Below are 21,248 nucleotides of genomic sequence, written 5' to 3'. Positions count from 1 at the left end.
AGAAGGGAGGGATCAGAACTTGACGGTGGGCACGGCGCGGTCGGCCTCGGCGACCTCGAAATAACCGGCTTTCACGAAACCGAAGCTGCGGGCGATGAGGTTGGAGGGAAAACTGTCGACCTTGACGTTCATGTCGCGGGCGGCGCCGTTGTAATAACGCCGCGACATCTGGATCTCGCCTTCGACCGTTTCCAGCGTCTGCTGCAGCTCGGTGAAATTCTGGTTGGCCTTGAGGTCCGGATAAGCTTCCGCGACGGCCAGCAGCCGGCCGAGCGCCTGCGACAGCATGCCTTCCGCCTGGGCGCGGCCGGCAATGTCGCCTGCGGGAAGCGCCTGGGCACGGTTTCGCAGTTCGACGACCTTTTCCAGAGTCTCCCGTTCGTGGGAGGCGTAACCCTTCACCGTTTCGATCAGGTTGGGGATGAGGTCGGCGCGGCGTTTCAGCTGCACATCGATGCCCGACCAGGCTTCCTCGGTCATCTGCCGCGACCGGACGAGGCTGTTGTAGACATAGATGGCATAGATCGCAATCGGCACCGCGATGAGCAGCAAATACATGGATCAATTCTCCGAAAATCCTGGAAACGCCGGCGGAGATTAACATTCCGCCGGGCATTGTCACCCTGGTTATTCCGAAAGCAAAACTATCGGCGGGGCGGATGCGGAGGTGTTCCTGCGGGAACCGAAATTTCCGGCGGAATGCGCGAGATTGGCTCATCGATCCACTCCAAACCGCAAGCCGAACCGATGAAAACCGCCCTCACCCTGATCAACGTCCTCGCCTTTGCCGCCCTCTTTGCCGTGCATGTGGCCGGCAATCCGGCCGAACGGCCTTCAGGAGTGCGACGCGCGATGCAGATCTATGCCGGCCAACTGCCGACCGGCAGCTATCCGACGCTGAAGCCGGTCTGGGAACTGGGCGTGGAAACCGCCGACCTGGCGTAAATTCAGGTGCCGGGCGCCCGCCGGCTGTTACGCCGGCAGGAAAGGGAATATCCGGGCCTACGCCACCTTGCGCCAGTTGACGCCGCCGGCCTCCGTCAGCAGGAAAGCTTCGCCGCAGGCCTTGGCCAGCGTGCGCACGCGCAGGATATAGGCCTGGCGCTCCGTAACCGAGATGACGCCGCGGGCATCGAGCAGGTTGAAGACGTGGCTGGCCTTGATGCACTGGTCATAGGCCGGCAGGACGCATTTGTGCAGGCGCTGGTTGTCGGCATCGCCCGGCGCGCCGGCGGCGAGCAGCGCCTGACATTCCTTTTCGGCGTCGATGAAGTGCCGGTGCAGCATTTCGGTGTTGGCATATTCGAAGTTGTGGCGGGAATATTCCTGCTCGGCCTGCAGGAAGACGTCACCATAGGAGATCTTCTCGTCGCCCTCGCGGCCGTTGAAGTTCAGGTCGTAGACGTTGTCGACGCCCTGGACATACATCGCCAGGCGTTCGAGGCCGTAGGTCAGTTCGCCGGCCACCGGCGAGCATTCGATGCCGCAGACCTGCTGGAAATAGGTGAACTGCGACACTTCCATGCCGTCGCACCAGCATTCCCAGCCCAGCCCCCAGGCGCCCAGCGTCGGGCTTTCCCAGTCATCCTCGACGAAGCGGATGTCGTGCAGCAGCGGATCGAGGCCGATCGCCGCCAGCGAGCCGAGATAAAGCTCCTGCAGGTTGGACGGATTGGGCTTCAGGATCACCTGGTACTGGTAATAATGCTGCAGGCGGTTGGGGTTTTCGCCGTAGCGGCCGTCCGACGGCCGGCGCGAGGGCTGCACGTAGGCGGCCTTCCACGGCTTGGGGCCGAGGGCGCGCAGCGTGGTCGCCGGGTGGAATGTGCCGGCGCCGACCTCCATGTCGTAGGGCTGCAGCACGGCGCATCCCTTGTCCGCCCAGTAGTTGTGCAGCGTCAGGATCAGCCCCTGGAAGGAGCGGGTCGGATGCATGTGGTCTGGCAGGCTGGCAGCGGTCATCGGTCAATCACAATGGCAATGGGGTCGAGATTGCCGGACAGGTGCCATGCCGAGCGCCGGGGGTCAAGACACTTGGCGGCCGGCCTGCTGCATCTCCCGAAACGGGACAGGACCAACGTGCCGAAATAGGGCAGCCATATCAATTCTTTAACGGTGCGGTTTAAGTGCACGTTAAAGCCGCCATGATAGCAAATAGGCCAAAGCCATCAGCCGATACCAGGGCTGACGATAATAAAACGGATGGCGCAGGGTGCCGATACTGCCCGCAGATCAGGCCCATGCAGCCGGAAAATTCGTTGCTCGAACAGGGAATATTAACCATGATGCGCACTCTCCGTCGCTTCAGGAGTGACGTTGCCGGCAACTTCGCCATCATCACGGCTCTGCTGATCGTCCCCTTCGCCGGCGTCATCGGCCTCGCCATCGATTTCAGCCGCGCCTTCGAGATGCGCGAAAAGCTGTACGGCGCCGCCGACGCTGCCGCGCTCGGCGCCATATCGGAAAAGTCCAACGGCGTCGCGCTTGCCCGGAAGATGGTCACCGACGGCCAGATCGCTGCTGCCATCGAGGAAGCCAAGGAGATTTTTCGCGCCCAGCTTCCCAGCGACGGCATTTCGGTGACGACGGAAACCAAGGACCCCTATTCCAGCGAGACCCTGAAGCTGGATGTCGATATCAAGCGCACCGGCCAGGACATCGTCTCCCAAGTGAACTTCAAGACGTCGATTCCCACCACCTTCCTGAAGATCATCGGCAAGCAGGAAATCGTCATTTCCGGGGCCGCGAAGGCCACCTACCAGCTCGGCTCGCATATCGATTTCTACATGTTGCTCGACAATACGCCCTCGATGGGCGTCGGCGCCACCGCCGCCGACATCGCCACGCTGGAAGCCAACACCTCCGACAGCTGCGCCTTCGCCTGTCACGAGACGAAGAACGCCAACAATTATTACAATCTCGCCAAGAAGCTCGGCGTGAGCATGCGCATCGACACGGTGCGCCAGGCAACCCAGCAGCTGACCCAGACCGCCAAGGATACGATGCTGTTTTCCAACCAGTATCGCATGGGCATCTATACGTTCGGCGAGAAGGCCGAAGATGCCAAGCTGACAACGGTTTCGACGCTCAACGCCAACATGGACCAGGTGAAATCTTATGCCGACGCAATCGACCTGATGACCATTCCGCAGCAGGGCTACAACAACGACCAGCAGACCAGCTTCGATTCGGCCCTGACGGAAATCAACAAGCTGATCGACAAGCCCGGCACCGGCGACAGCGCCAACGACCGGCAGAAGGTGCTGTTCTTCGTCTCCGACGGCGTCGGCGACAGCTACAAGCCTTCGACCTGCACCAAGAGGACCACGGGTAACCGCTGCCAGGAACCGATCGACGTCTCCTTCTGCAAGCCGCTCAAGGATCGCGGCATCCGCATCGCCATCCTCTACACCACGTACCTGCCGCTGCCGAAGAACGGTTGGTACAATTCCTGGATCAAGCCGTTCCAGAGCGAGATTTCGACCAAGATGCAGGAATGCGCCACGCCCGGCCTGTTCTTTGAGGTCAGCCCGACGCAGGGCATTTCCCAAGCCATGGAAACCCTGTTCCGCAAGGTCATCAACAGCCCGCGCCTGCAGAGCTGACGGGCGACCTACCGGACGAGGATCACTCGTCCGGTCGCTTGACGCGGTATTCGCCGGTGGCGGGGTCCTTGATCAGGGTGCCCATGGCCCCCGTCTCGCGCTCGCGTTCCGCCTGGCGGGACTTGGCGGCAAGCCGCTGGGCGTCGCCGATGAAGCGCTTGTAGAGAATCCAGCCGCCCGCGACGAGAATGATCAGAAATATAAGTTGTGCCATCTCCCCCGTCCTTCCGGCTCAAAGTCCGTAACGGCTCCACAATGCCTTGTCTTCCAGTGTTCCGGCAAGACCCGATGCAGCTGCCGCCGCCACCTCTTCAGCCCGGATGGCGCCGGCGACGCCTGGCACGCGGCGGCCAAGAAAACCCCGGGCGCCGGTGACCAGCTCCAGCTTGACCTTGTCGCCGTAACGCTTGCGCAATTCCTGGCGCATGTCGGCGAGGCCATCGACGAGCCCCAGCTCGAGGCCGCGCGTGCCCGTCCAGAACAGGCCGGAGAAGACTTCGGGATCGCTGGAGAGCCTGTCGCCGCGCCGCGCCTTGACCATGTCGATGAACACGGCATGGATATCGAGCTGCAGCGTCTTGAGATATTCGATATCCTGCGGCTTTTCCGGCTGGAACGGATCGAGGATCACCTTGTTTTCGCCGGCAGTATAGACGCGCCGCTCGACGCCGATCTTGCGCAACAGTTCCGGAAAGCCGAAGCCGCCGGAAACGACGCCGATGGAACCGACGATCGAGGTGGGATCGGCGAAGATCTCGTCACCCGCCAGCGCGATCATATAGCCACCGGAGGCGGCGACATCCTCGACGAAAACGAAGACCTTCTTGCCGTTTTCTTCCGCCAGCGACCGGATGCGATGATACAGCATGCGCGACTGCACCGGCGACCCGCCGGGCGAATTGATCGACAAGGCCACAGCCGGCGCTTCCTTCATCGCGAAGGCCTTTTCCAGCGCTGCGGAATAGGAGGCGAGATTGAGTGCGGGACGGAAGGCGCTGCCGCCCGCCTGAATGGCACCGTGAAGCCTGACGACCGGGATGACCACTCTTTTCTTGCGAAAGCGTTTCGGTAACAGCCGCTTCAGAAAACCCGCCATCCGTCATCCCTATGTTTGAAAACCTGCGGGGATATGTGTGTATCGCCACGGCGAACACAAGCGGCATGACGCAAAAATCAGCGTTTTCGGGCGTAGGCTGCCCGGCCGTTGTTGAAGTCGTCGAACAGGGCGGCAAAGCGGTGCGTATCCTCTTGATGCATCACGAGCGGGAAACGCAGGCTGAGGCGGGCACGCGACCCCTTGATCGCCGTCACCAGGATGCGCACGGCATTCTCGCCTTCACGGGGGTGCAGGGCGGTGATCTCGATCCCGCCGAAGCGGCGGCCGCAGGCGGCGATGATCTCGGCGATCGATTCCGGCCGGGCGATCAAGGACAGCTGCCCGCCGGGGCGGAGGATGGCGCCGGCCGTGCGCACCCAGCTTTCGAACAGGCCGTCATGCATGGCATGCGCCTCAGCTTTCAAAGCATCCGGCGTGCGCCGGTCGCTGCCGTCGTTGAAGGGCGGGTTCATGATGACATGGTCGAAACTGTCGTCCTCCAGGCCCATCGCGCGCCGCGCCCGACCCGTGGCCGTCACATCCGCCTCGATGACAGACAAGCGGGTGGCCATGTGGGCATTGAGCGGATGGGCGGCGCTGCGCCGGGCATAATCCGCCATGTCGGGCGAGCGTTCCGCCAGCACCACCTCGGCCTTTGCCAGCCGCGAGGCCACAGCCATGCCGGCAGCCCCGGCGCCGGCGCCGAGATCGGCGACGCGGATCGGCCGCTCATCGGCGACGAGGGCCGCCAGCAGCATGGCATCCATGCCGGAGCGGTGACCCCTGCCCTTCGGCTGCAGCACATGGAAGCCGCCATAATGGAAGGCATCGAGGGTCTCGGCCTGGGTGTCCTGCACCTCAGCTGCGCTCATCGCGCAATTCGTCCGCAAGGCCGGCATCGGTAAGAATGGCGCGCGCCTCATCCGCCCGGTCGCTTTCCACCAGGAAACGGCGCGGCAGCATGCCGAGCGAACCTTCGAGAATGCTCATGCCCTCATCGGCGACCATGCAATGAATACCGGCATCCTTCATCAGGCTCTCGGCAAAGGAGAGCAGGACCGGATCGTTCGTACGGATGAGTTCGAGCATTCAGATGAAATCCCTGTCAAATTTGCATGAGCGAGACAATTCGCCTCTTGCCGCGCTAACCGGCCCTTTCTATTGTCTTTTGCAAAGAATGAACAGGAGTCCGGGTCGTTGGGCGTCGTAATACCGCTTGAAGAAGGCAAGAACAAACAGGCTTCGGTGAAGCCGCTCGTCGATCTGACCAAGGCGGACATGGAGCGCGTCAACCAGCTCATCCTGTCCAGGGCGGGCTCCGATGTGCAGATGATCCCCGAGGTCGCCAACCACCTGATCTCGTCTGGCGGCAAGCGCCTGCGGCCGATGCTGACGCTCGCCTCCGCCGCGATGTTCGGCTACGAAGGCGATGCGCATGTCAAGCTCGCCACCAGCGTCGAGTTCATGCACACCGCGACGCTGCTGCATGACGACGTCGTCGACGAAAGCGACCTGCGCCGCGGCAAATCGACGGCGCGGATGATCTGGGGCAACCAGGCGAGCGTGCTGGTCGGCGATTTCCTGCTCGGCCAGGCTTTCCGCATGATGGTCGATGTCGGTTCGCTCGAGGCGCTCGACGTCTTGTCCACCGCCGCTTCGGTGATCGCCGAGGGCGAAGTGCTGCAGCTGTCCGTCGCCAAGAACATGGAAACGACCGAAGACGATTACCTGCAGGTGATCCGCGCCAAGACGGCGGCGCTGTTTGCGGCTGCCGCCGAAGTCGGCCCGATCGTTGCCAGGACCGACAAGGCCGGCCGCAACGCGCTGAAATCCTACGGCATGAACCTCGGCCTCGCCTTTCAGCTGGTCGACGATGCGCTGGATTACGGCGGCAAGGCCGCCGACCTCGGCAAGAATGTCGGCGACGATTTCCGCGAGGGCAAGATCACCCTGCCGGTGATCCTTGCCTATCGCCGCGGCACGCCGGACGAACGCGCCTTCTGGCGCGATGCCATCGAAGGCGGCAACAGCAGCGAAGAGAACCTTGAAAAGGCGCTGGGTCTGATCACCAGATACGGCAGCCTCGCCGATACCATCGCCCGCGCCAACCATTACGGCACCATTGCCCGCGACGCCCTGGCGCCGCTGCCGCAATCCGCCTGGAAGACGGCGCTGATGGAGGTCATCGACTTCTCCATCCAGCGGGTGAACTGAGGGTACACGCGGAATTCCTTGCGGGACTGCTTCAAAAAAGCCATTCTGTTGCGGAATCATAACGCCCGTGTTCCCATGCTTTCGGGCTTGGCCCGTCCCTGATGAAAGGCTTGTTCATGCGGCAGACAGTTGCCCACCGTCTTCTTTCCGGCGTCGCGATCGCGGTTCTGATGGTCGCAGGGGCGGCCAATATGGCTTATGCCCAGGCCGAAAAGGCGCCTGCGGGCGAACAGGTGGAAACCTTCGACCCCTCCACCGCCACGACCTTTGCCGGCGCCTTCCTTGCCGGACGCACGGCCGACGTGGACAAGGACTACAAGAACGCCATCTCGCTCTACCGCAAGGCGCTGGAACTGGAGCCGGGCAATCCCGAGATCCGCCAGCGGCTGATGATCGCGCTGTTCATGAACGGCGACTTCCAGGACGGCGTCAAGCTGGCCGAGCAGATGAAGGGCGACCCGTCCGTCGAGCGTATCACCACCATCGTTCGCGGCCTCAACGCCATCTACGGCAAGGACTACGCCTCGGCGGAGAAGATCCTCAAGTATGAAGGCCCGAACGATCTCGAGCGGATGATGAACAGCCTGCTCGTCGCCTGGGCCCGCATGGGCGACGGCAAGGGGAAGGAAGCCCTGGCGCTGATCGAAGGCATGAAGGGGCCGCAGTGGTTCGGCATCTTCAAGCATTACCACGCCGGCGCGCTGGCCGCCGCCACCGGCGACGTTTCCAAGGCGCGCTCGCACCTCAGCGAAGCCGTGGCCGACCGTGACGGCGGCCAGACGGCGCCGGACACCTACGTGCGCGCCGTGATGGCGCTGGCGCGGCTGGAAGCCAAGGAAGGCAACAAGCAGAAGGCGCTCGACGCGATTTCCGCCGGCGACAACTTCATCAACAACTACGCGCCGCTTCTCGCCCTTCGCCAGAGCATCGAAAAGGGCGAGAAGCCGGAGCAGCAGATCCGGACCGCGGCGCAGGGTGCCGCGGCCGTGCTGTTTTCCGTCGGCAGCGCGCTGAACCGGCAGGGCGCCGACGACGCCGTGGCGCTCTACCTGCAGGCCTCCTACGCGCTCGATCCGGAAAGCGCCGATACGCTGGTCCTGCTCGGCGGACTGGCCGAAAATGCCGAGCAGCCGCAGCGCGCCATCGACTTCTATCGCCGCGTGCCGCAGGATTCGCCGATGCGGCGGATTTCCGAGTTGCAGCTCGGCATGGCGCTCGCCCAGACCGGCGATGTCGACGAAGCCAAGAAGCACCTGAAATCGCTGATCGATTCCGACCCCAAGGACATCCGCAGCTATATCGCCTACGGCAGCGTGCTTTCCGACGCCAAGGACTATGCGGCCATGGCGGACAATTTCGACAAGGCCGTCGAGGTGATCGGCCCGGTGCCAAACCGCGGCAACTGGACGATCTTCTTCCAGCGCGGCATCGCCTATGAGCGTCTGAAGAAGTGGGAGCAGGCCGAGCCGAATTTCCGCAAGGCGCTGGAGCTCAACCCGGACCAGCCGCAGGTGCTGAACTATCTCGGTTATTCCTGGGTCGACATGAACCGCAATCTCGACGAGGGGCTTGAAATGATCAAGCGCGCCGTCGAACTGCGCCCCGACGACGGCTACATCGTCGATTCGCTCGGCTGGGCCTATTTCCGCCTCAACCGCTTCGAAGAGGCCGTCAACGAGCTGGAACGCGCCGCACAGTTGAAGGCCGGCGATGCGGCGATCAACGACCATCTCGGCGACGCCTACTGGCGTGTCGGCCGCACGTTCGAGGCCCGCTACCAGTGGCAGCGCGCCCTGACCATGAAGCCGGAAATGACCGAGATCCCGAAGATCGAGGCGAAGATCAAGGACGGGCTGAGCGACGGGCCGCAGCAGCAGGTCGCCGTCAACAAGACGGATGCACCGACGACGGATTACACCATCGCCGCCGGCGACACCGTCGCCAAGATCGCCGAGAAGATGCTCGGCGACGGCAGCCGCGTCAACGAGATCCTCGAACTCAACCCGGCATTGAAGGGCAATCCCGAAGACCTGAAGACCGGCGAAGTCATCAAGCTGCCGGCGAAGGTGAAGTAAGAGCCCTCGCCTGTCGTGACCACGGACAGCATTATCGAGCCGGCGCCTGCCAAGATAAACCTGGCGCTGCATGTGATCGGCCAGCGGCCGGACGGTTACCACCTGATGGAATCGGTGGTGACCTTCGCCGCTGCGGGTGACCGGCTGGTGATGTCACCGGCCGCAACGGATCGGTTCGGCCTATCCGGCCGGTTCGCCCCCTTGCTCCAAGCGGAAGATCCGGCGACCAACCTGGTGCTGAAAGCCCGGGATGCGTTGCGGGCGGCATTCGTTGGCAAGGGACTGCCGACCGCAGCCGTCGATATCCATCTCGAAAAGAACCTGCCGGTCGCATCCGGCATCGGTGGCGGCTCGGCCGATGCGGCGGCGGCCTTGCGCGGCCTGCAGCGGCTGTGGGGCCATGCGCTTGCGGCGGAAGAATTGCATATGCTTGCCCTGAAACTCGGTGCCGACGTGCCGATGTGCCTCGCCGGACGCCCGCTGCTTGCCCGCGGCATCGGCGACGAGATCGAGAGCCTGCCGCACCTGCCCGCCTTTTCCTGCGTGCTCGTCAATCCGCTGAAGGCGGTCTCGACGCCGGCGATCTTCAAGCTGCTGACGGAGAAGAACAACGCGCCACTGGCGCCGCTGCCCTCCTCGGCAGGTCGCACGGCGGGGTGGCTGTCCTGGCTTTCCTCCGCCCGCAACGACCTGGAAGCGCCAGCCAAGAACCTCGTCGGCGAAATCGGCGAAGCCGGCAAGCTGTTGCTTCGCGAAAACGCCGCAATGGTACGGATGTCGGGGTCCGGCGCGACCTGTTTTGCCCTGTTTACCGATCCGGGCCTTGCCGAAAAAGCCGCCGCCGCGCTTCACGCTGCCCGGCCTGATTGGTATGTTCAGACGACAGAAACCTTTGCCGGAACCGTTTGATGACCCCACTCGACGAAAGCCGCCCGTTCATTCCCGTCGGCATCGCGGTGCTGACCGTTTCCGATACGCGGACATTGGCCGACGACAAGTCCGGCGATACGCTCGTCGCCCGCATCGCGGCGGCCGGCCACCGGCTTTCGGCGCGCGCCATCGTGCCGGACGAGCGCGCCCGCATCTTCGACCAGGTGAAGGCTTGGACGCTCGATGATACGATCGACGTGGTGATCACCACCGGCGGCACCGGCTTTACCGGCCGCGACGTGACGCCGGAGGCGCTGGAACCGCTGTTCGAAAAGCGGATGGACGGCTTTTCTGAGGTCTTCCACCGCATTTCCTACGACAAGATCGGCACCTCCACCATCCAGTCGCGGGCGACCGGCGGTGTCGCCAACGCCACCTTCATCTTCGTGCTGCCCGGCTCGCCCGGCGCCTGCAAGGATGCGTGGGACGGCATTCTTGCCGCACAGCTCGACTATCGCCACATGCCGTGCAATTTCGTGGAAATCATGCCGCGGCTCGACGAACACCTGAAGCGCGGCAATCCCCAGTCGTAGCGGTCAGCGCATCGACCGCGCCACCCGGGACGGGATGAGTTCGCTCGCCAGACGCCGGGTTTTCTGCCCCCTGGCGACCTCGGCCAAGGACAGGCCGGGCTTCGCCGCGGCCAGCATCTGGTTCCTCGATATCAGGAAACCTTGTTCAAGCGGCGGCACCATCCGCAAAAAGCGCTTCCACCAGGGCAACCGGTAGCTGACCGAGGGGGAAAACCGCGCCGGCATGCGGTTCAGCGCCATGTATTCGGCAATCTCCTCGACCCAGCCGCTTTGCGGCCGCGCGCCGGGCTCCAGCAGCAGCAGCCACTCTCCGCGCGCCGCGCGCACGATTTCGGCGAGGTCCCAGTCCAGATGGAACCGGCAGCCGGCGGCATCGGCCACGTCGGATGAGCCGTCCTTCGACCCGTGGTCGATCACGACGACATCGCTCACCAGCCCTTCCACGGCGCCCGCGACGAGCACCGACAGGGTCTGTGCCAGTTCGGCCTCCTGATCCCGGCATTCCATGATGACTGTCAACATGCCTTCCTGATTACTGCATCGCACAAGAAATTGCCATCGTTCTATCGGCGAATTTGTTCTTGCAATGTTCTCATTTTCACGATAGGAATTTAATCATGATTTGACGGGGCGGATGAAACCCCGGGCGGAGAACACCAATGAACGATCTGTCCCATGTCGGGCGGGCTGCTTTCCAGCCTGCCAATACGGCAGATATTGCCGATGCAATGATCGTCGCTTCCGGGCTGCGGGTCGATGCCGAGCGGCGGCGTGGCCGGGGCGCCGGCCTCAATCCCGACGGGCGTTTCGAAGTGCAGCAGCGTGCCGCCTTCGATGACGGCTGGCAATCGCTGGAAGACCTGCCGCCGTTCAAGACCGAGGTGCAGGTGGAAAAGCCGCGCACGGCGATCACCAAGAACGACTCACCGGATATCGGTTTCGACCGTTCGGTCAATCCCTATCGCGGCTGCGAACATGGCTGCATCTATTGTTTCGCCCGGCCGACGCACAGCTATATGGGCCTGTCGGCGGGCCTCGATTTCGAGGCCAAGCTGTTTGCCAAGCCGGACGCGCCGAAACTTCTGGAACGCGAGCTGGCGAAGCCGGGCTACAAGGTGCGCACCATCGCCATCGGCACCAACACCGACCCCTACCAGCCGATCGAGCGGGAATGGCGCATCATGCGGCAGATCCTGGAGGTGTTGAACAAGGCCAACCATCCCGTCATGATCGTCACCAAGTCGGCGCTGGTGACGCGCGACATCGATATCCTGCAGGAGATGGCCGCCAAGGGGCTTGCCAAGGTCGGCCTGTCGGTGACGACGCTCGACCGCAAGCTGGCGCGGACGATGGAGCCGCGGGCCGCCACACCGACGAAGCGGCTGGAGGCGATCCGGGCGCTGACCGAAGCCGGCATTCCCGCCAGCGTGCTGGTGTCGCCGATCATCCCGGCACTGAACGACCATGAGATCGAGCGGATTCTCGATGCGGCCAAGGCTGCAGGCGCGACCGAAGCAAGCTATGTCCTGCTTCGCCTGCCGCTGGAAGTCAGCCCGCTCTTCCGCGACTGGCTGCTGCAGCATTATCCCGAGCGCTACCGGCATGTGATGTCGCTGGTCCGCTCGATGCGCGGCGGCAAGGATTACGATGCCGAATTCGGCAAACGCATGAAGGGCGCCGGTCCTTATGCCTGGCAGATCGGCCGGCGTTTCGAGATGGCGACCAAGAGGCTGGGCCTCGGGCGGCGCGGTGTACAGCTGCGCGGCGACCTGTTCCTGCCGCCGAACGGCAGCGGCGTGCAGTTGTCGCTGCTGTGAAGCAGCATTGAGCCGCAAATCTGCGTGCGGAACGAGGCAAAAAATTTCCGGCGGCGGTCCCCCTGTCCCCCGCCTCCGGAAAGCGCCCCCGGGGAGCCGCCCTCCATTGCGGCTTGGCCTGATACCGGCCGCAAACCGGGGGCTTGCAGGAGATCGGGTCGGCGTGCGATTTTCGCCGCATGAAAAAGAGCATGCCGCCCGATTCTCCACTGCTTTTCGATGCACCGCCGGCGGGTCCGGATTTTCTGATGGAACTGTCTGCCCGCAAGGACGGCCAGTGGCCGGTGGCGGGAACGGACGAGGCCGGGCGCGGGCCGCTGGCCGGCCCGGTCGTCGCCGCAGCGGTGATCCTCGATCCGGACAATATTCCTGATGGCCTCAACGATTCCAAGCAGCTGACGCTCTCGGAGCGGGAGAACCTGTTCGAGGTGATTCTCTCGACGGCCACCGTCGCCATCGCCTCGTCAGGGCCGAAACGGATCGACGGCATGAACATCCTGCGGGCCAGCCTCGACGCGATGCGCCGGTCAGTGCTGAGCCTCAGCCTCGCACCCAGGCTGGTGCTGGTCGACGGCCGCGACGTCCCGCCAGGCCTGCTATGCCATGGCCGGGCGGTGGTCAAGGGCGATGCCCGCTCGGTATCGATCGCCGCCGCCTCGATCGTCGCCAAGGTGACCCGTGACCGGATGATGGCGCGGGCCGGCGCCGTATTCCCCGCCTACGGCTTTGCCCATCATGTGGGGTATGCCACCGTCGTTCATCGACGCAACATCGAAATCCACGGCCCCTGCCTGCTGCACCGGATGAGCTTCAGACCGCTGAGAAAAGACGAGCCGCCGGCGGACGATTGAGGGCTCGGGGGGAGCGCTCGACGGCAGGATAAAACACGTAAAACTCCGCAGAGCGCTGACGAAGACGAGACCTCTCCTGCGTCATCAACTCGGGCTTGTCCCGAGGATCTGCCTTCGTCAGCTAAGTCATTGACGTTAAAGGAGGTGTCCGACGTGCCTGGATCCTCGCGACAAGCCCAAGATGACGTGGGAGAGGGTACGGCTCATCAACAAATAAAAAAGGCCGGGGAAACCCGGCCTTTTCTAGAACAATGCGGCGAACGCTCAGTTCAGGCGCGTCTTCACGTCGTTCAGCGAACGGTTGAAGAGGTCGGACTGCACGGCGGCGTCGCTCTTCTTCGCGATGACGGCTTCGGCGGCGGCAATCACCAGATCGACGGCGGCGGAGCGGACGGCGTTGACGGCGTCGGCTTCGGCCTGCTTGATCTTCTGCTCGGAGAGCGCGTTGCGGCGAGCGACGAATTCCTCCGTCTTCTGCTTGGCTTCGGCGGTCAGCATCTGCGCCTCGCGCTCGGCGGCGGCGACGATGTTGGCGGCTTCGGCTTCGGCTTCCTTGCGCTTGCGCTGGTATTCGGCCAGCAGGTGCTGGGCCTCTTCGCGCAGGCGCTTGGCTTCCGCCAGCTCGTTGCGGATCTGGTCGGCACGGGCGTCGAGGCTCTTGCCCACCATGCCCGGAACCTTGAGGTAGATCACCAGTGCGAGGAAGACGACCAGGCCGACGAGGGCAAAGAATGTTGCATCAAAAGCCATGGATCATGCCCCCTGCTTGGCTGCGGCGACGGCGGCCGAAATGTCGGCCTGCGTGGCCTGCTGGCCGATCAGTTCTTCGACGACGGTGTTTGCCGTGTCTTCGGCAATGGCGCCGACGTCGGCGAAAGCCTTCGCCTTGATGGCGGCAATGTGCTGTTCGGCAGCGGCGAGCTTGCCGGAAAGTTCGGCTTCGACAGCGGCGCGGTCGGCATCGGCTTTCGCCTTGGCGGCATCGCGGGCCGTCGTTGCAATGGTATTTGCCTTGGCGCGTGCGGCAGCGAGTTCCTTTTCATAGGTCTCGATCGCGGCGTCGGCTTCCGCCTTCAGGCGGCCTGCTTCGTCCAGGTCCTGGGCGATGCGGTCGTGGCGATTTTCAAGGATGCCACCGATGCGCGGCACGATGACCTTCTTCATGAGCATGTAGAAGAGGCCGAACGTGATCACCAGCCAAAGGATCTGGGACGCGAATGTGGTCGAATCGAACGGCGGGAAAACACCGGTCTCGTGACCAGCTTCATGTGCCACGCCCGTTTCCGTATGGGTCTCGCCCGCGGCCGGGGTTTCTTCGGCATAAGCCGGGGTCACAAACATGCTCACCTCCAGGTGTACTGCAAATGCAAAGGATCACGGCCCGCATGCGGCGAACCGTGATCCAGATCTCGGCCGGTATTAGACGGCGAAGAGCAGGAGGAGAGCGATGAGCAGCGAGAAGATGCCCAGAGCTTCCGTAACGGCGAAGCCGAATACCAGGCGGCCGAACTGGCCGTCAGCGGCAGACGGGTTGCGCAGCGCGCCGGAGAGGTAGCTGCCGAAGATGTTGCCGAGACCCAGAGCCGTACCGGCCATACCGAGGCAAGCCAGACCTGCGCCGATGTACTTTGCTGCTTCCGCTTCCATGATTGAACTCCTTCGAATGGTTGTTGCGGCGAATGACTGGCGCCCGGAAAGACGCCGTTGTCGGTATCCTTAGTGCCCGCCAGGGTGAACTGCGTCGTTGAGGTACATGCAAGTCAGTACCGCGAAGACGTAAGCCTGCAGGAAGGCGACGAGGAACTCGAGACCGGTCAGGGCGACGGTCATGATAAGAGGCAGGATGGCGCCACCGACGCCGAGCGCGCCGAGGGTTCCGAGCGAGGCGACGAAGCCTGCGAACACCTTGAGCGTGATATGGCCTGCCAGCATGTTGGCGAAAAGACGAACCGACAGCGAGATCGGACGCGACAGGAAGGAAATGATTTCGATCGGCACGACCAGCAGCAGCAGCAGCGGCGGCACGCCGGACGGCACGAACAGCTGGAGGAAGTGCAGGCCGTGCTTGTAGAAACCGTAGACAAGAACCGTGCCGATGACCAGAAGCGCCAGCGCGAAGGTGACGATGATCTGGCTGGTGACGGTGAAGAAGTACGGGAACATGCCGAGCATGTTGGCCGTCAGCACGAACATGAACAGCGAGAACACCAGCGGGAAGAACTTCATCCCGTGGCTGCCCGCCCCTTCCCTGAGCATCGAGGCGATGAACTCATAGGACATTTCGGCAACCGACTGCGTGCGGCCCGGGATCAGGCCGCGCTGCGAGGTGGCAAAATACAGGAAGCCCGATGCCGCGGCAACGGTGGCGACCATGAACAGCGATGCATTGGTAAAAGAGAAATCAATCCCGCCAATTTCGATAGGAACAATCTTTTGTACCACGAACTGATGGATCGGATCGTTTGACACCGTCGGTCTCTTTCATTCTGCCCGCGCTCAGGCGGAGGCCTCTACCCGAGAAAGCGACCGATGGCCACTCCTCATGATTCATTTTTGTCCTTCTTGTCGAGAGGATGCGGCGCCGCCACCATCCCGGCCGAACGAAGAACATTCAATATACCGGCACAAAAGCCGAGGAGCAGAAGAACGATCATGCCCCAAGGCGCTGTACCGACAAAACGATCGAAAAGATAGCCCAGAAGAGCACCGACGATGATGGCGGCGATGAATTCGCTGGAAAGCTTCATGGCCATGGCATACCCCTTGCGGTTTGCCTCGGCACTGCTTTCGCTCGCCTTTTCGTCGTGCGCCTCCTTGCGAATGTTTGCCAGCTTGGCACCCAAACGCCTGCGGCGCGCTTCCAGACCGTCATCCCGGTTGTCCGTCATGGTACTCTCCTCTTCCTTTGTCCTTTTCCTGCCTTAAAGTCAGGCTAACGAGAAGCAGACGGAGAGGTAAATAGCACCTTTCAGGCCGTTTTGAAGTCGCGCGCAACATAGTTTTGGCCGTCCTTATAGTCAAGGCGTCGACCAAGGTTGTTAAGGGACTATTTTACTGTAAAGATTCAGGAACTTAGCAGGATACCGGAGGGAATCCCCCAAGAATCCGGGATTTCCCTGCTGCAAACCGGCGCCTTCTTCAGCTCCAGCCGCCGCCATAGGTACGGTAGAAGACGTGAAGCCCGATGCGGCCGACCTTCTTCATGCTGCGCGCCCAGCGCGGCCAGACGTATATGGCGTGGTAATGCGTGGCCGAGCCGACTTCCGGCAGCCAGATCTTGCCGGCCGTCACCGCCATGGCGACATCCCGGGCAATCTTCCAGTGATATTGCGAATTGACGCGATCCTTGATGCGGTCGCAGGCGAAGGAAAACTGGCAACGGTTGCGCCAGTCCTCGTTCTGGTAGACGACGCCGCAGATGGTTTTCGGATAGGCGGGGTTGCGCACCCGGTTGAGGATGACCTGCGCCACGGCAGCCTGTCCCTTCACCGACTCACCGCGTGCCTCGAAATAGATGCCGGACGCCAGGCATTGCTGTTCATCGGGAGAAAATACCGACGGCGGCAGCACACTCGCCGCCCAGGCGTGGTCCTCCGGGCCGATCTGCGGCACGAAACGGCCGGTATCCTGCTTGTCGGCGAGAATCGAATCGAAGGGCGATTCCTTGGCGTAATCCGGCTCGACCGGCGCATAGGCGGTGGCGAGCACGTCGGCCTTGTCGTTGGTCACCAGGCTGGCGAGCATCGAGGAGACGCCGACTTCGGCCACCGGCTCCTTCTTCTTGTAGAAGGCGCTGGCGATCTGCAGTTCCTTGCCGCGGATCTTCGGCTTGACGAAACCGGTCGGTTCCTTGCTGTCGAACAGCGGCTCGAACAGCGAGGTGGTGCGATCGAGCACGGAGCCGGCGGAAAAATCCTTCGGCGGCAGCATCTTTTCCACAGCCACGACGCGGCGTTTCTTTTCCCTGCGGTTGATGCGCTCCTCGTCCGGCGTGCCTTCGCCCTTCTCGCGGTCGATGATCGCCACGCGCCGGCCGTCCGGCAGTTTCAGCCCGGCATCGGCGCCGAGCGAGCCGGTGACGATCGGATCGGCAAAGAAGAGTTCCGATTCATGGATGGACCCGGCCGGCGAATCGGTGAGCACCATGCGCCATTGCTGGCCGCCGCGATCGAGGCCTGAGAGCAGGCCGGCGAGATCGGCATGGGCGGAAATCGAGGGAAACCCGATCCAGATCGCCAGTCCAAAGACGAGGGGCGAAGTCCAGTTGCCAAACGGCGAACGGAACCTACGGCGCGAACGGCTTTCTTGACGCAAAACAAAACTCCACGAAGGCGACGCAAGACATGTATGCAAAATCGCTCATTAACCTTTATAGCTGGTTAATAGCGACGTCTGCACGACGCCTTCGACTGCGACAATCTGCCCGAAACGGCCCTTTTCGGCTCAGATGATGACGTGCGACCCCAGTTCGACGACACGATTCGCCGGCAGGCGGAAATAATCCGAGGGGTCGGCGGCGCTGTTGGCGAGCGCGATGAACAGCCGGTCCTGCCAGTGCGGCATGCCGGACTTGGCATCCGGCACCAGCTTGCGCCGGCCGAGATAGAAGGAGGTCGACATGATGTCGAACTTCAGCCCCGTCTTGCGCAGCTGCGCCAGGGCCTGCGACACGTTCTGCGATTCCATGTAGCCGAAATTCAGCCGCACGCGGGAAAAGCGCTCGCTGATCTGCTCGACCATGTAACGATCCTCATTGGTCACCCGCGGCTTGTTGATCGTCTGGATGGTGAGGATGACGTTCTTCTGATGCAGCACGTGATTGTGCTTGAGGTTGTGCAACAGCGCGGCCGGCGCCGATTCCGGGTCGCTGGTCAGGAAGATCGCCGTGCCCGGCACGGCCACGGGGCCGTGTTCGCTCTTGCGCTCGATCGAGGTGATGAAGGAATTGAGCGGGATATCCGTATGGCGGGTGCGCGTGAACAGGATCCGCGTGCCGCGGCGCCATGTCCACATGATCACCGTAAAGGCGGTGGCGATCAGCACCGGCACGTAACCACCTTCCTCTATCTTCAGAAGGTTCGAACCAAGGAAGATGATCTCCAGCGTCACGAAGGGCGACATCACCAGCGCCGCCATCGGCCGCGACCATTGCCAGCGGGTGGTGATGAATTCGAAGGCGAGGATGCTGCTGATCAGCATCGTGCCGGTAACGGAGATGCCGTAGGCGGTCGCCAGCGCATCGGAACTGCGGAAGGTGAGCACCAGGCCGATGACGCCGACCAGCAGGATGGTGTTGACCGACGGCAGGAAGATCTGCCCGGTATTGGTTTCCGAGGTGAAGAGGATTTCCATGCGCGGCAGATAGCCGAGATGGATCGCCTGCCGCGTCAGCGAGAACGCGCCGGTGATCACCGCCTGGCTGGCGATGATCGTCGAGGCCGTCGCCAGGATGACGATCGGCAGCAGCGCCCATTGCGGGAACATCAGGTAGAAGGGATTGGACACGGCTTCGGGATGTTTCAGAACCAGCGCGCCCTGGCCGAGATAGTTCAGCGTCAGCGCCGGAAACACCAGCAGGAACCAGGCGAGCTGGATCGGCTTGCGGCCGAAATGGCCGAGATCGGCATAGAGCGCTTCCGCGCCGGTGATCGTCAAAAACACCGAACCGAGCACCAGCAGGCCGATGAAACCCTCGTCGACCATGAAGGAAATGGCGTACCAGGGATTGAAGGCGGCGAGAATGCCGAAATCGTCGGAAATATGGGCAAGACCGGCACCCGCCATGACGACGAACCAGACCGCCATGACCGGCCCGAAGAACCGTCCGACCGCGCCGGTGCCGTGCGACTGGATGGCGAACAGGAAAAACAGGATGGCGACCGATATGGGGACGATATATTCCGCCATGCTGGGCGCCACCAGCTTGATGCCTTCCACCGCCGACAGAACCGACAGCGCCGGCGTGATCATCACTTCGCCGAGAAACAGTGCCGCGCCGATCAGGCCGAGCAGCATCAGCAGCGCGGTGTGGCCGTTGGCGGTCTTCATCAGCAACGCCAGAAGCGACAGCGTGCCGCCCTCGCCGTCATTGTCGGCGCGCAGCAGGAACAGCACGTATTTGATGGTGACGATGATGGTCAGCGACCAGATCATCATCGAGATCAGGCTGATGATCTCGAATTCGGTGATGCCGTCGCGGCCGATCGGCCGCAGCGCCTCGCGGAAGGCGTAAAGCGGGCTCGTGCCGATATCGCCGTAGACGACGCCGACGGAACCGAGCGCGAGGCCGACGAGATTGCGCAGCTTGTTGCCATCCGGCGCGGAATGCTCAGCAGTGTGAGACATGGGGTGTGAAAACAGGCCTAAAGCCAGCCTTTCCAGAGAAAGAAAAACGAAAACGGCGGTCAACCGCCATCACCGCACACGATGCGGGCAGGCGCTTCCCCGGCGGGGTCGGCGCATCAGGGATCAGGGTGGTCCGTAGCGGGCAGACAGGGCGGCAACACGATGCGGCCGCAGGCTTCCGGCATGTCCACCGTGGCACGAAGCGATCCGGGCGAAGCCACGAGGTGCGCAATCCATCGGAGGGGAGCCGGCCTCACCGCTGAAACGACAGGCATCGATCAATCAACAACTCCTGCGCCCCTGGCATCGGGCCGCTTCCTAGCTTCTCACGGTGGATCACCGCATCGCGACTATCTACAGCAATTGCTGCGCGACGGATAGGGGATGCTCTGCAGCATTTATATCACGCCGGCCGATGCTGCTTTCGGCCGGTTGCCGGGATTGCGCCGCCATCGGGCGGCTCAGACCGCAGCCTTCTGATCGAAGGCGCAGAGAGAATCAATCCCTTCGATCGAAGGGCAGCCATGCAAAAGACGCAGCCGCTATTCGAAAACGATGGCGGGGGCGGCTCTCTGCGTGGTGCCCTTGAGTTGTTGCCAGACCTTTGTGGCGATATCGCGGTAGATACCGGCCGAAACGCCGTCCGGTTCGGACACCACAACCGGCGTGCCGGCATCGGAGGTCTCTCGGATGGTCATCGTCAGCGGCACTTCGCCGAGGAAGGGCACGCCGATGCGCTCCGCCTCGTTCCTCGCGCCGCCATGGCCGAAGATATCGTAGCGGTTGCCGGTATCGGGGGCGATGAAATAGCTCATGTTCTCGATGATGCCGAGTACCGGCACCTCGACCTTGCGGAACATCGTCAGCCCCTTGCGGGCATCGATCAGCGCCAGGTCCTGCGGCGTCGAGACGATGACGGCACCGGCCAGCGGCACCTGCTGCGCCATGGTCAGTTGCGCATCGCCGGTGCCGGGCGGCATGTCGACGACCAGGACGTCGAGCTCGCCCCAGGCGACCTCGCGCAACATCTGCATCAGCGCCGACTGCACCATCGGCCCGCGCCAGATCATCGCGGTTTCCTCGTCGACCAGGAAACCCATGGACATGACCTTCAGGCCGTAATTTTCCATCGGCCTGATGATGCGGCCGTCGATCTGCCCCGGGCGGCCGGAAATCTTCAGGAGGCGCGGCATGGACGGGCCGTAGATATCGGCATCCAGCACACCGACGCGCAGGCCGTTCGCCTGCAGCGCCAGCGCCAGATTGACGGCGGTCGTCGACTTGCCGACGCCGCCCTTGCCCGAGGCGACGGCGATGATCGCGCCGATGCCGGGCACGCCGGCCTTTGCCTGCTGCGGCGACCGGGCCTGCGGCGGCGCATGCGAATGGCCGTGATGATGCCCCTGGTGACCATGATTATCGGCCGGCTGGGCCGCCGGGCGCGGAGGGGTTGCGCCTCCGGCCTTCTTGTCGGCGGTCAGCGCCACCATGGCGCCCTTGACGCCCGGCAGTTCCTTGACGGTGCGTTCGGCGGCCTGCCGCAACGGCTCCAGGTCCTTTGCCCGTTCGGCCGGAACCGTGATCGAGAAATAGACCTTGCCGTCGGCGATGAAGACATCCGACACCATGCCGAGATCGATGATATTGCTTTCCAGATCCGGACCACGCACGCTCTTCAGCTTGTCCAGAACCTGTTCCTTGGTGAGATCCACCTTGCAGCCCCCGCATTTCCTGTTTCCCATTAGATAAGCGAGCCGGAGCGGTTCGCCAAGGCCGACGGAG

At 62.9% G+C, this 21,248-nt stretch carries 22 protein-coding genes and 1 pseudogene; 8 read left to right on the top strand and 15 right to left on the bottom strand.

The annotated features are described in order from the left end of the window. Positions 1-12: 12 nt before the first annotated feature. Positions 13-558 (bottom strand): LemA family protein, encoded by a 546-nt coding sequence (locus tag DEM27_RS02120; RefSeq protein ID WP_109456524.1) that lies wholly within the window; start codon positions 556-558, stop codon positions 13-15. A 189-nt stretch (positions 559-747) separates the two neighbouring features. Here DEM27_RS02120 and DEM27_RS02115 point away from each other — a divergent pair, with 189 nt between their 5' ends. Then, complete coding sequence (locus DEM27_RS02115) at positions 748-945, top strand: hypothetical protein (protein ID WP_109456912.1); 198 nt, start codon at positions 748-750, stop codon at positions 943-945. A 57-nt stretch (positions 946-1,002) separates the two neighbouring features. On the opposite strand, the gene DEM27_RS02110 is transcribed toward DEM27_RS02115, so the two are convergent. Further along, positions 1,003-1,962 (bottom strand): glycine--tRNA ligase subunit alpha, encoded by a 960-nt coding sequence (locus DEM27_RS02110; protein WP_109456523.1) that lies wholly within the window; start codon positions 1,960-1,962, stop codon positions 1,003-1,005. A gap of 323 nt (positions 1,963-2,285) precedes the next feature. Between DEM27_RS02110 and DEM27_RS02105 the strand changes: the two genes are divergently transcribed. Continuing rightward, on the top strand, positions 2,286-3,605 hold the full coding sequence (locus DEM27_RS02105; RefSeq protein ID WP_109456911.1) for a TadE/TadG family type IV pilus assembly protein: 1,320 nt from the start codon (positions 2,286-2,288) through the stop codon (positions 3,603-3,605). Positions 3,606-3,627: 22 nt separating this feature from the next. On the opposite strand, the gene DEM27_RS02100 is transcribed toward DEM27_RS02105, so the two are convergent. The 4 genes from DEM27_RS02100 to DEM27_RS02085 all read right to left on the bottom strand — a co-directional run bounded on the left by DEM27_RS02100 (position 3,628) and on the right by DEM27_RS02085 (position 5,790). Further along, positions 3,628-3,819, bottom strand: coding sequence for a hypothetical protein (locus DEM27_RS02100; protein ID WP_109456522.1), 192 nt, complete (start codon positions 3,817-3,819; stop codon positions 3,628-3,630). Between the two features lie 18 nt (positions 3,820-3,837). Then, positions 3,838-4,701 carry a S49 family peptidase gene (locus DEM27_RS02095; RefSeq protein ID WP_109456521.1) on the bottom strand — a complete coding sequence of 288 codons (864 nt, stop codon included), beginning with the start codon at positions 4,699-4,701 and terminating at the stop codon, positions 3,838-3,840. Positions 4,702-4,778: 77 nt separating this feature from the next. Further along, positions 4,779-5,573: a tRNA1(Val) (adenine(37)-N6)-methyltransferase gene (locus tag DEM27_RS02090; RefSeq protein WP_109456520.1), complete on the bottom strand. Its 795-nt coding sequence runs from the start codon at positions 5,571-5,573 to the stop codon at positions 4,779-4,781. After that, complete coding sequence (locus DEM27_RS02085) at positions 5,560-5,790, bottom strand: putative signal transducing protein (protein ID WP_109456519.1); 231 nt, start codon at positions 5,788-5,790, stop codon at positions 5,560-5,562. The genes DEM27_RS02090 and DEM27_RS02085 overlap by 14 nt, the downstream gene beginning before the upstream one ends. Positions 5,791-5,898: 108 nt before the next feature. Between DEM27_RS02085 and DEM27_RS02080 the strand changes: the two genes are divergently transcribed. From DEM27_RS02080 to moaB, 4 genes and pseudogenes are all read left to right on the top strand, one after another. After that, positions 5,899-6,915, top strand: coding sequence for a polyprenyl synthetase family protein (locus DEM27_RS02080; RefSeq protein WP_109456518.1), 1,017 nt, complete (start codon positions 5,899-5,901; stop codon positions 6,913-6,915). 116 nt (positions 6,916-7,031) lie between these two features. Beyond that, positions 7,032-8,825 (top strand): annotated as a pseudogene (locus DEM27_RS02075) (tetratricopeptide repeat protein); the annotation flags it as partial. A gap of 180 nt (positions 8,826-9,005) precedes the next feature. Then, complete coding sequence (locus tag DEM27_RS02070; RefSeq protein WP_109456516.1) at positions 9,006-9,899, top strand: 4-(cytidine 5'-diphospho)-2-C-methyl-D-erythritol kinase; 894 nt, start codon at positions 9,006-9,008, stop codon at positions 9,897-9,899. After that, positions 9,899-10,453 (top strand): molybdenum cofactor biosynthesis protein B, encoded by a 555-nt coding sequence (gene moaB, locus DEM27_RS02065; RefSeq protein WP_109456515.1) that lies wholly within the window; start codon positions 9,899-9,901, stop codon positions 10,451-10,453. The genes DEM27_RS02070 and moaB overlap by 1 nt, the downstream gene beginning before the upstream one ends. A gap of 3 nt (positions 10,454-10,456) precedes the next feature. On the opposite strand, the gene DEM27_RS02060 is transcribed toward moaB, so the two are convergent. After that, positions 10,457-10,975, bottom strand: a complete 519-nt coding sequence (locus DEM27_RS02060) for a glycosyltransferase family protein (RefSeq protein WP_109456514.1) — start codon at positions 10,973-10,975, stop codon at positions 10,457-10,459. Positions 10,976-11,112: 137 nt separating this feature from the next. Between DEM27_RS02060 and DEM27_RS02055 the strand changes: the two genes are divergently transcribed. Further along, positions 11,113-12,270 (top strand): PA0069 family radical SAM protein, encoded by a 1,158-nt coding sequence (locus DEM27_RS02055; RefSeq protein ID WP_109456513.1) that lies wholly within the window; start codon positions 11,113-11,115, stop codon positions 12,268-12,270. 179 nt (positions 12,271-12,449) lie between these two features. Next, positions 12,450-13,121 (top strand): ribonuclease HII, encoded by a 672-nt coding sequence (locus tag DEM27_RS02050; protein ID WP_109456512.1) that lies wholly within the window; start codon positions 12,450-12,452, stop codon positions 13,119-13,121. Positions 13,122-13,385: 264 nt separating this feature from the next. Here the strand turns inward: DEM27_RS02050 and DEM27_RS02045 are convergent, their stop codons facing one another. The 8 genes from DEM27_RS02045 to apbC all read right to left on the bottom strand — a co-directional run bounded on the left by DEM27_RS02045 (position 13,386) and on the right by apbC (position 21,208). Next, positions 13,386-13,871, bottom strand: a complete 486-nt coding sequence (locus DEM27_RS02045; protein WP_109456511.1) for a F0F1 ATP synthase subunit B — start codon at positions 13,869-13,871, stop codon at positions 13,386-13,388. Between the two features lie 3 nt (positions 13,872-13,874). Next, the gene (locus DEM27_RS02040; RefSeq protein ID WP_109456510.1) at positions 13,875-14,462 is read right to left on the bottom strand and encodes a F0F1 ATP synthase subunit B; all 588 of its coding nucleotides are present in this window, start codon (positions 14,460-14,462) and stop codon (positions 13,875-13,877) included. Positions 14,463-14,540: 78 nt separating this feature from the next. Further along, positions 14,541-14,768: a F0F1 ATP synthase subunit C gene (locus DEM27_RS02035; RefSeq protein WP_003533642.1), complete on the bottom strand. Its 228-nt coding sequence runs from the start codon at positions 14,766-14,768 to the stop codon at positions 14,541-14,543. Positions 14,769-14,837: 69 nt separating this feature from the next. After that, the gene (locus DEM27_RS02030) at positions 14,838-15,590 is read right to left on the bottom strand and encodes a F0F1 ATP synthase subunit A (protein WP_109456509.1); all 753 of its coding nucleotides are present in this window, start codon (positions 15,588-15,590) and stop codon (positions 14,838-14,840) included. Between the two features lie 71 nt (positions 15,591-15,661). Next, complete coding sequence (locus tag DEM27_RS02025) at positions 15,662-16,009, bottom strand: AtpZ/AtpI family protein (protein WP_109456508.1); 348 nt, start codon at positions 16,007-16,009, stop codon at positions 15,662-15,664. A 250-nt stretch (positions 16,010-16,259) separates the two neighbouring features. Then, positions 16,260-17,435, bottom strand: a complete 1,176-nt coding sequence (locus DEM27_RS02020) for a cell wall hydrolase (protein ID WP_109456507.1) — start codon at positions 17,433-17,435, stop codon at positions 16,260-16,262. Between the two features lie 129 nt (positions 17,436-17,564). After that, the gene (locus tag DEM27_RS02015; RefSeq protein WP_109456506.1) at positions 17,565-19,466 is read right to left on the bottom strand and encodes a potassium transporter Kup; all 1,902 of its coding nucleotides are present in this window, start codon (positions 19,464-19,466) and stop codon (positions 17,565-17,567) included. Between the two features lie 542 nt (positions 19,467-20,008). Next, positions 20,009-21,208 carry an iron-sulfur cluster carrier protein ApbC gene (apbC, locus tag DEM27_RS02010; RefSeq protein ID WP_109456505.1) on the bottom strand — a complete coding sequence of 400 codons (1,200 nt, stop codon included), beginning with the start codon at positions 21,206-21,208 and terminating at the stop codon, positions 20,009-20,011. Between the last annotated feature and the right edge of the window lie 40 nt (positions 21,209-21,248).

Origin of the sequence: Rhizobium album (assembly GCF_003122325.1) — a bacterium.
GTDB classification, from domain to species: Bacteria; Pseudomonadota; Alphaproteobacteria; order Rhizobiales; family Rhizobiaceae; genus Metarhizobium; species Metarhizobium album.
The sequence above is the reverse complement of the archived record's forward strand: the minus strand, read 5'-3'. Positions and strand labels throughout refer to the sequence as shown.

Bases quoted from the DNA above. Each gene is read 5' to 3' on its own strand.
- DEM27_RS02120 (WP_109456524.1), bottom strand. From the start codon at position 558: ATGTATTTGCTGCTCATCGCGGTGCCGATTGCGATCTATGCCATCTAT.
- DEM27_RS02115 (WP_109456912.1), top strand. From the start codon at position 748: ATGAAAACCGCCCTCACCCTGATCAACGTCCTCGCCTTTGCCGCCCTC.
- DEM27_RS02110 (WP_109456523.1), bottom strand. From the start codon at position 1,962: ATGACCGCTGCCAGCCTGCCAGACCACATGCATCCGACCCGCTCCTTC.
- DEM27_RS02105 (WP_109456911.1), top strand. From the start codon at position 2,286: ATGCGCACTCTCCGTCGCTTCAGGAGTGACGTTGCCGGCAACTTCGCC.
- DEM27_RS02100 (WP_109456522.1), bottom strand. From the start codon at position 3,819: ATGGCACAACTTATATTTCTGATCATTCTCGTCGCGGGCGGCTGGATT.
- DEM27_RS02095 (WP_109456521.1), bottom strand. From the start codon at position 4,701: ATGGCGGGTTTTCTGAAGCGGCTGTTACCGAAACGCTTTCGCAAGAAA.
- DEM27_RS02090 (WP_109456520.1), bottom strand. From the start codon at position 5,573: ATGAGCGCAGCTGAGGTGCAGGACACCCAGGCCGAGACCCTCGATGCC.
- DEM27_RS02085 (WP_109456519.1), bottom strand. From the start codon at position 5,790: ATGCTCGAACTCATCCGTACGAACGATCCGGTCCTGCTCTCCTTTGCC.
- moaB (WP_109456515.1), top strand. From the start codon at position 9,899: ATGACCCCACTCGACGAAAGCCGCCCGTTCATTCCCGTCGGCATCGCG.
- DEM27_RS02060 (WP_109456514.1), bottom strand. From the start codon at position 10,975: ATGTTGACAGTCATCATGGAATGCCGGGATCAGGAGGCCGAACTGGCA.
- DEM27_RS02055 (WP_109456513.1), top strand. From the start codon at position 11,113: ATGAACGATCTGTCCCATGTCGGGCGGGCTGCTTTCCAGCCTGCCAAT.
- DEM27_RS02050 (WP_109456512.1), top strand. From the start codon at position 12,450: ATGAAAAAGAGCATGCCGCCCGATTCTCCACTGCTTTTCGATGCACCG.
- DEM27_RS02045 (WP_109456511.1), bottom strand. From the start codon at position 13,871: ATGGCTTTTGATGCAACATTCTTTGCCCTCGTCGGCCTGGTCGTCTTC.
- DEM27_RS02040 (WP_109456510.1), bottom strand. From the start codon at position 14,462: ATGTTTGTGACCCCGGCTTATGCCGAAGAAACCCCGGCCGCGGGCGAG.
- DEM27_RS02035 (WP_003533642.1), bottom strand. From the start codon at position 14,768: ATGGAAGCGGAAGCAGCAAAGTACATCGGCGCAGGTCTGGCTTGCCTC.
- DEM27_RS02025 (WP_109456508.1), bottom strand. From the start codon at position 16,009: ATGACGGACAACCGGGATGACGGTCTGGAAGCGCGCCGCAGGCGTTTG.
- DEM27_RS02015 (WP_109456506.1), bottom strand. From the start codon at position 19,466: ATGTCTCACACTGCTGAGCATTCCGCGCCGGATGGCAACAAGCTGCGC.
- apbC (WP_109456505.1), bottom strand. From the start codon at position 21,208: ATGGGAAACAGGAAATGCGGGGGCTGCAAGGTGGATCTCACCAAGGAA.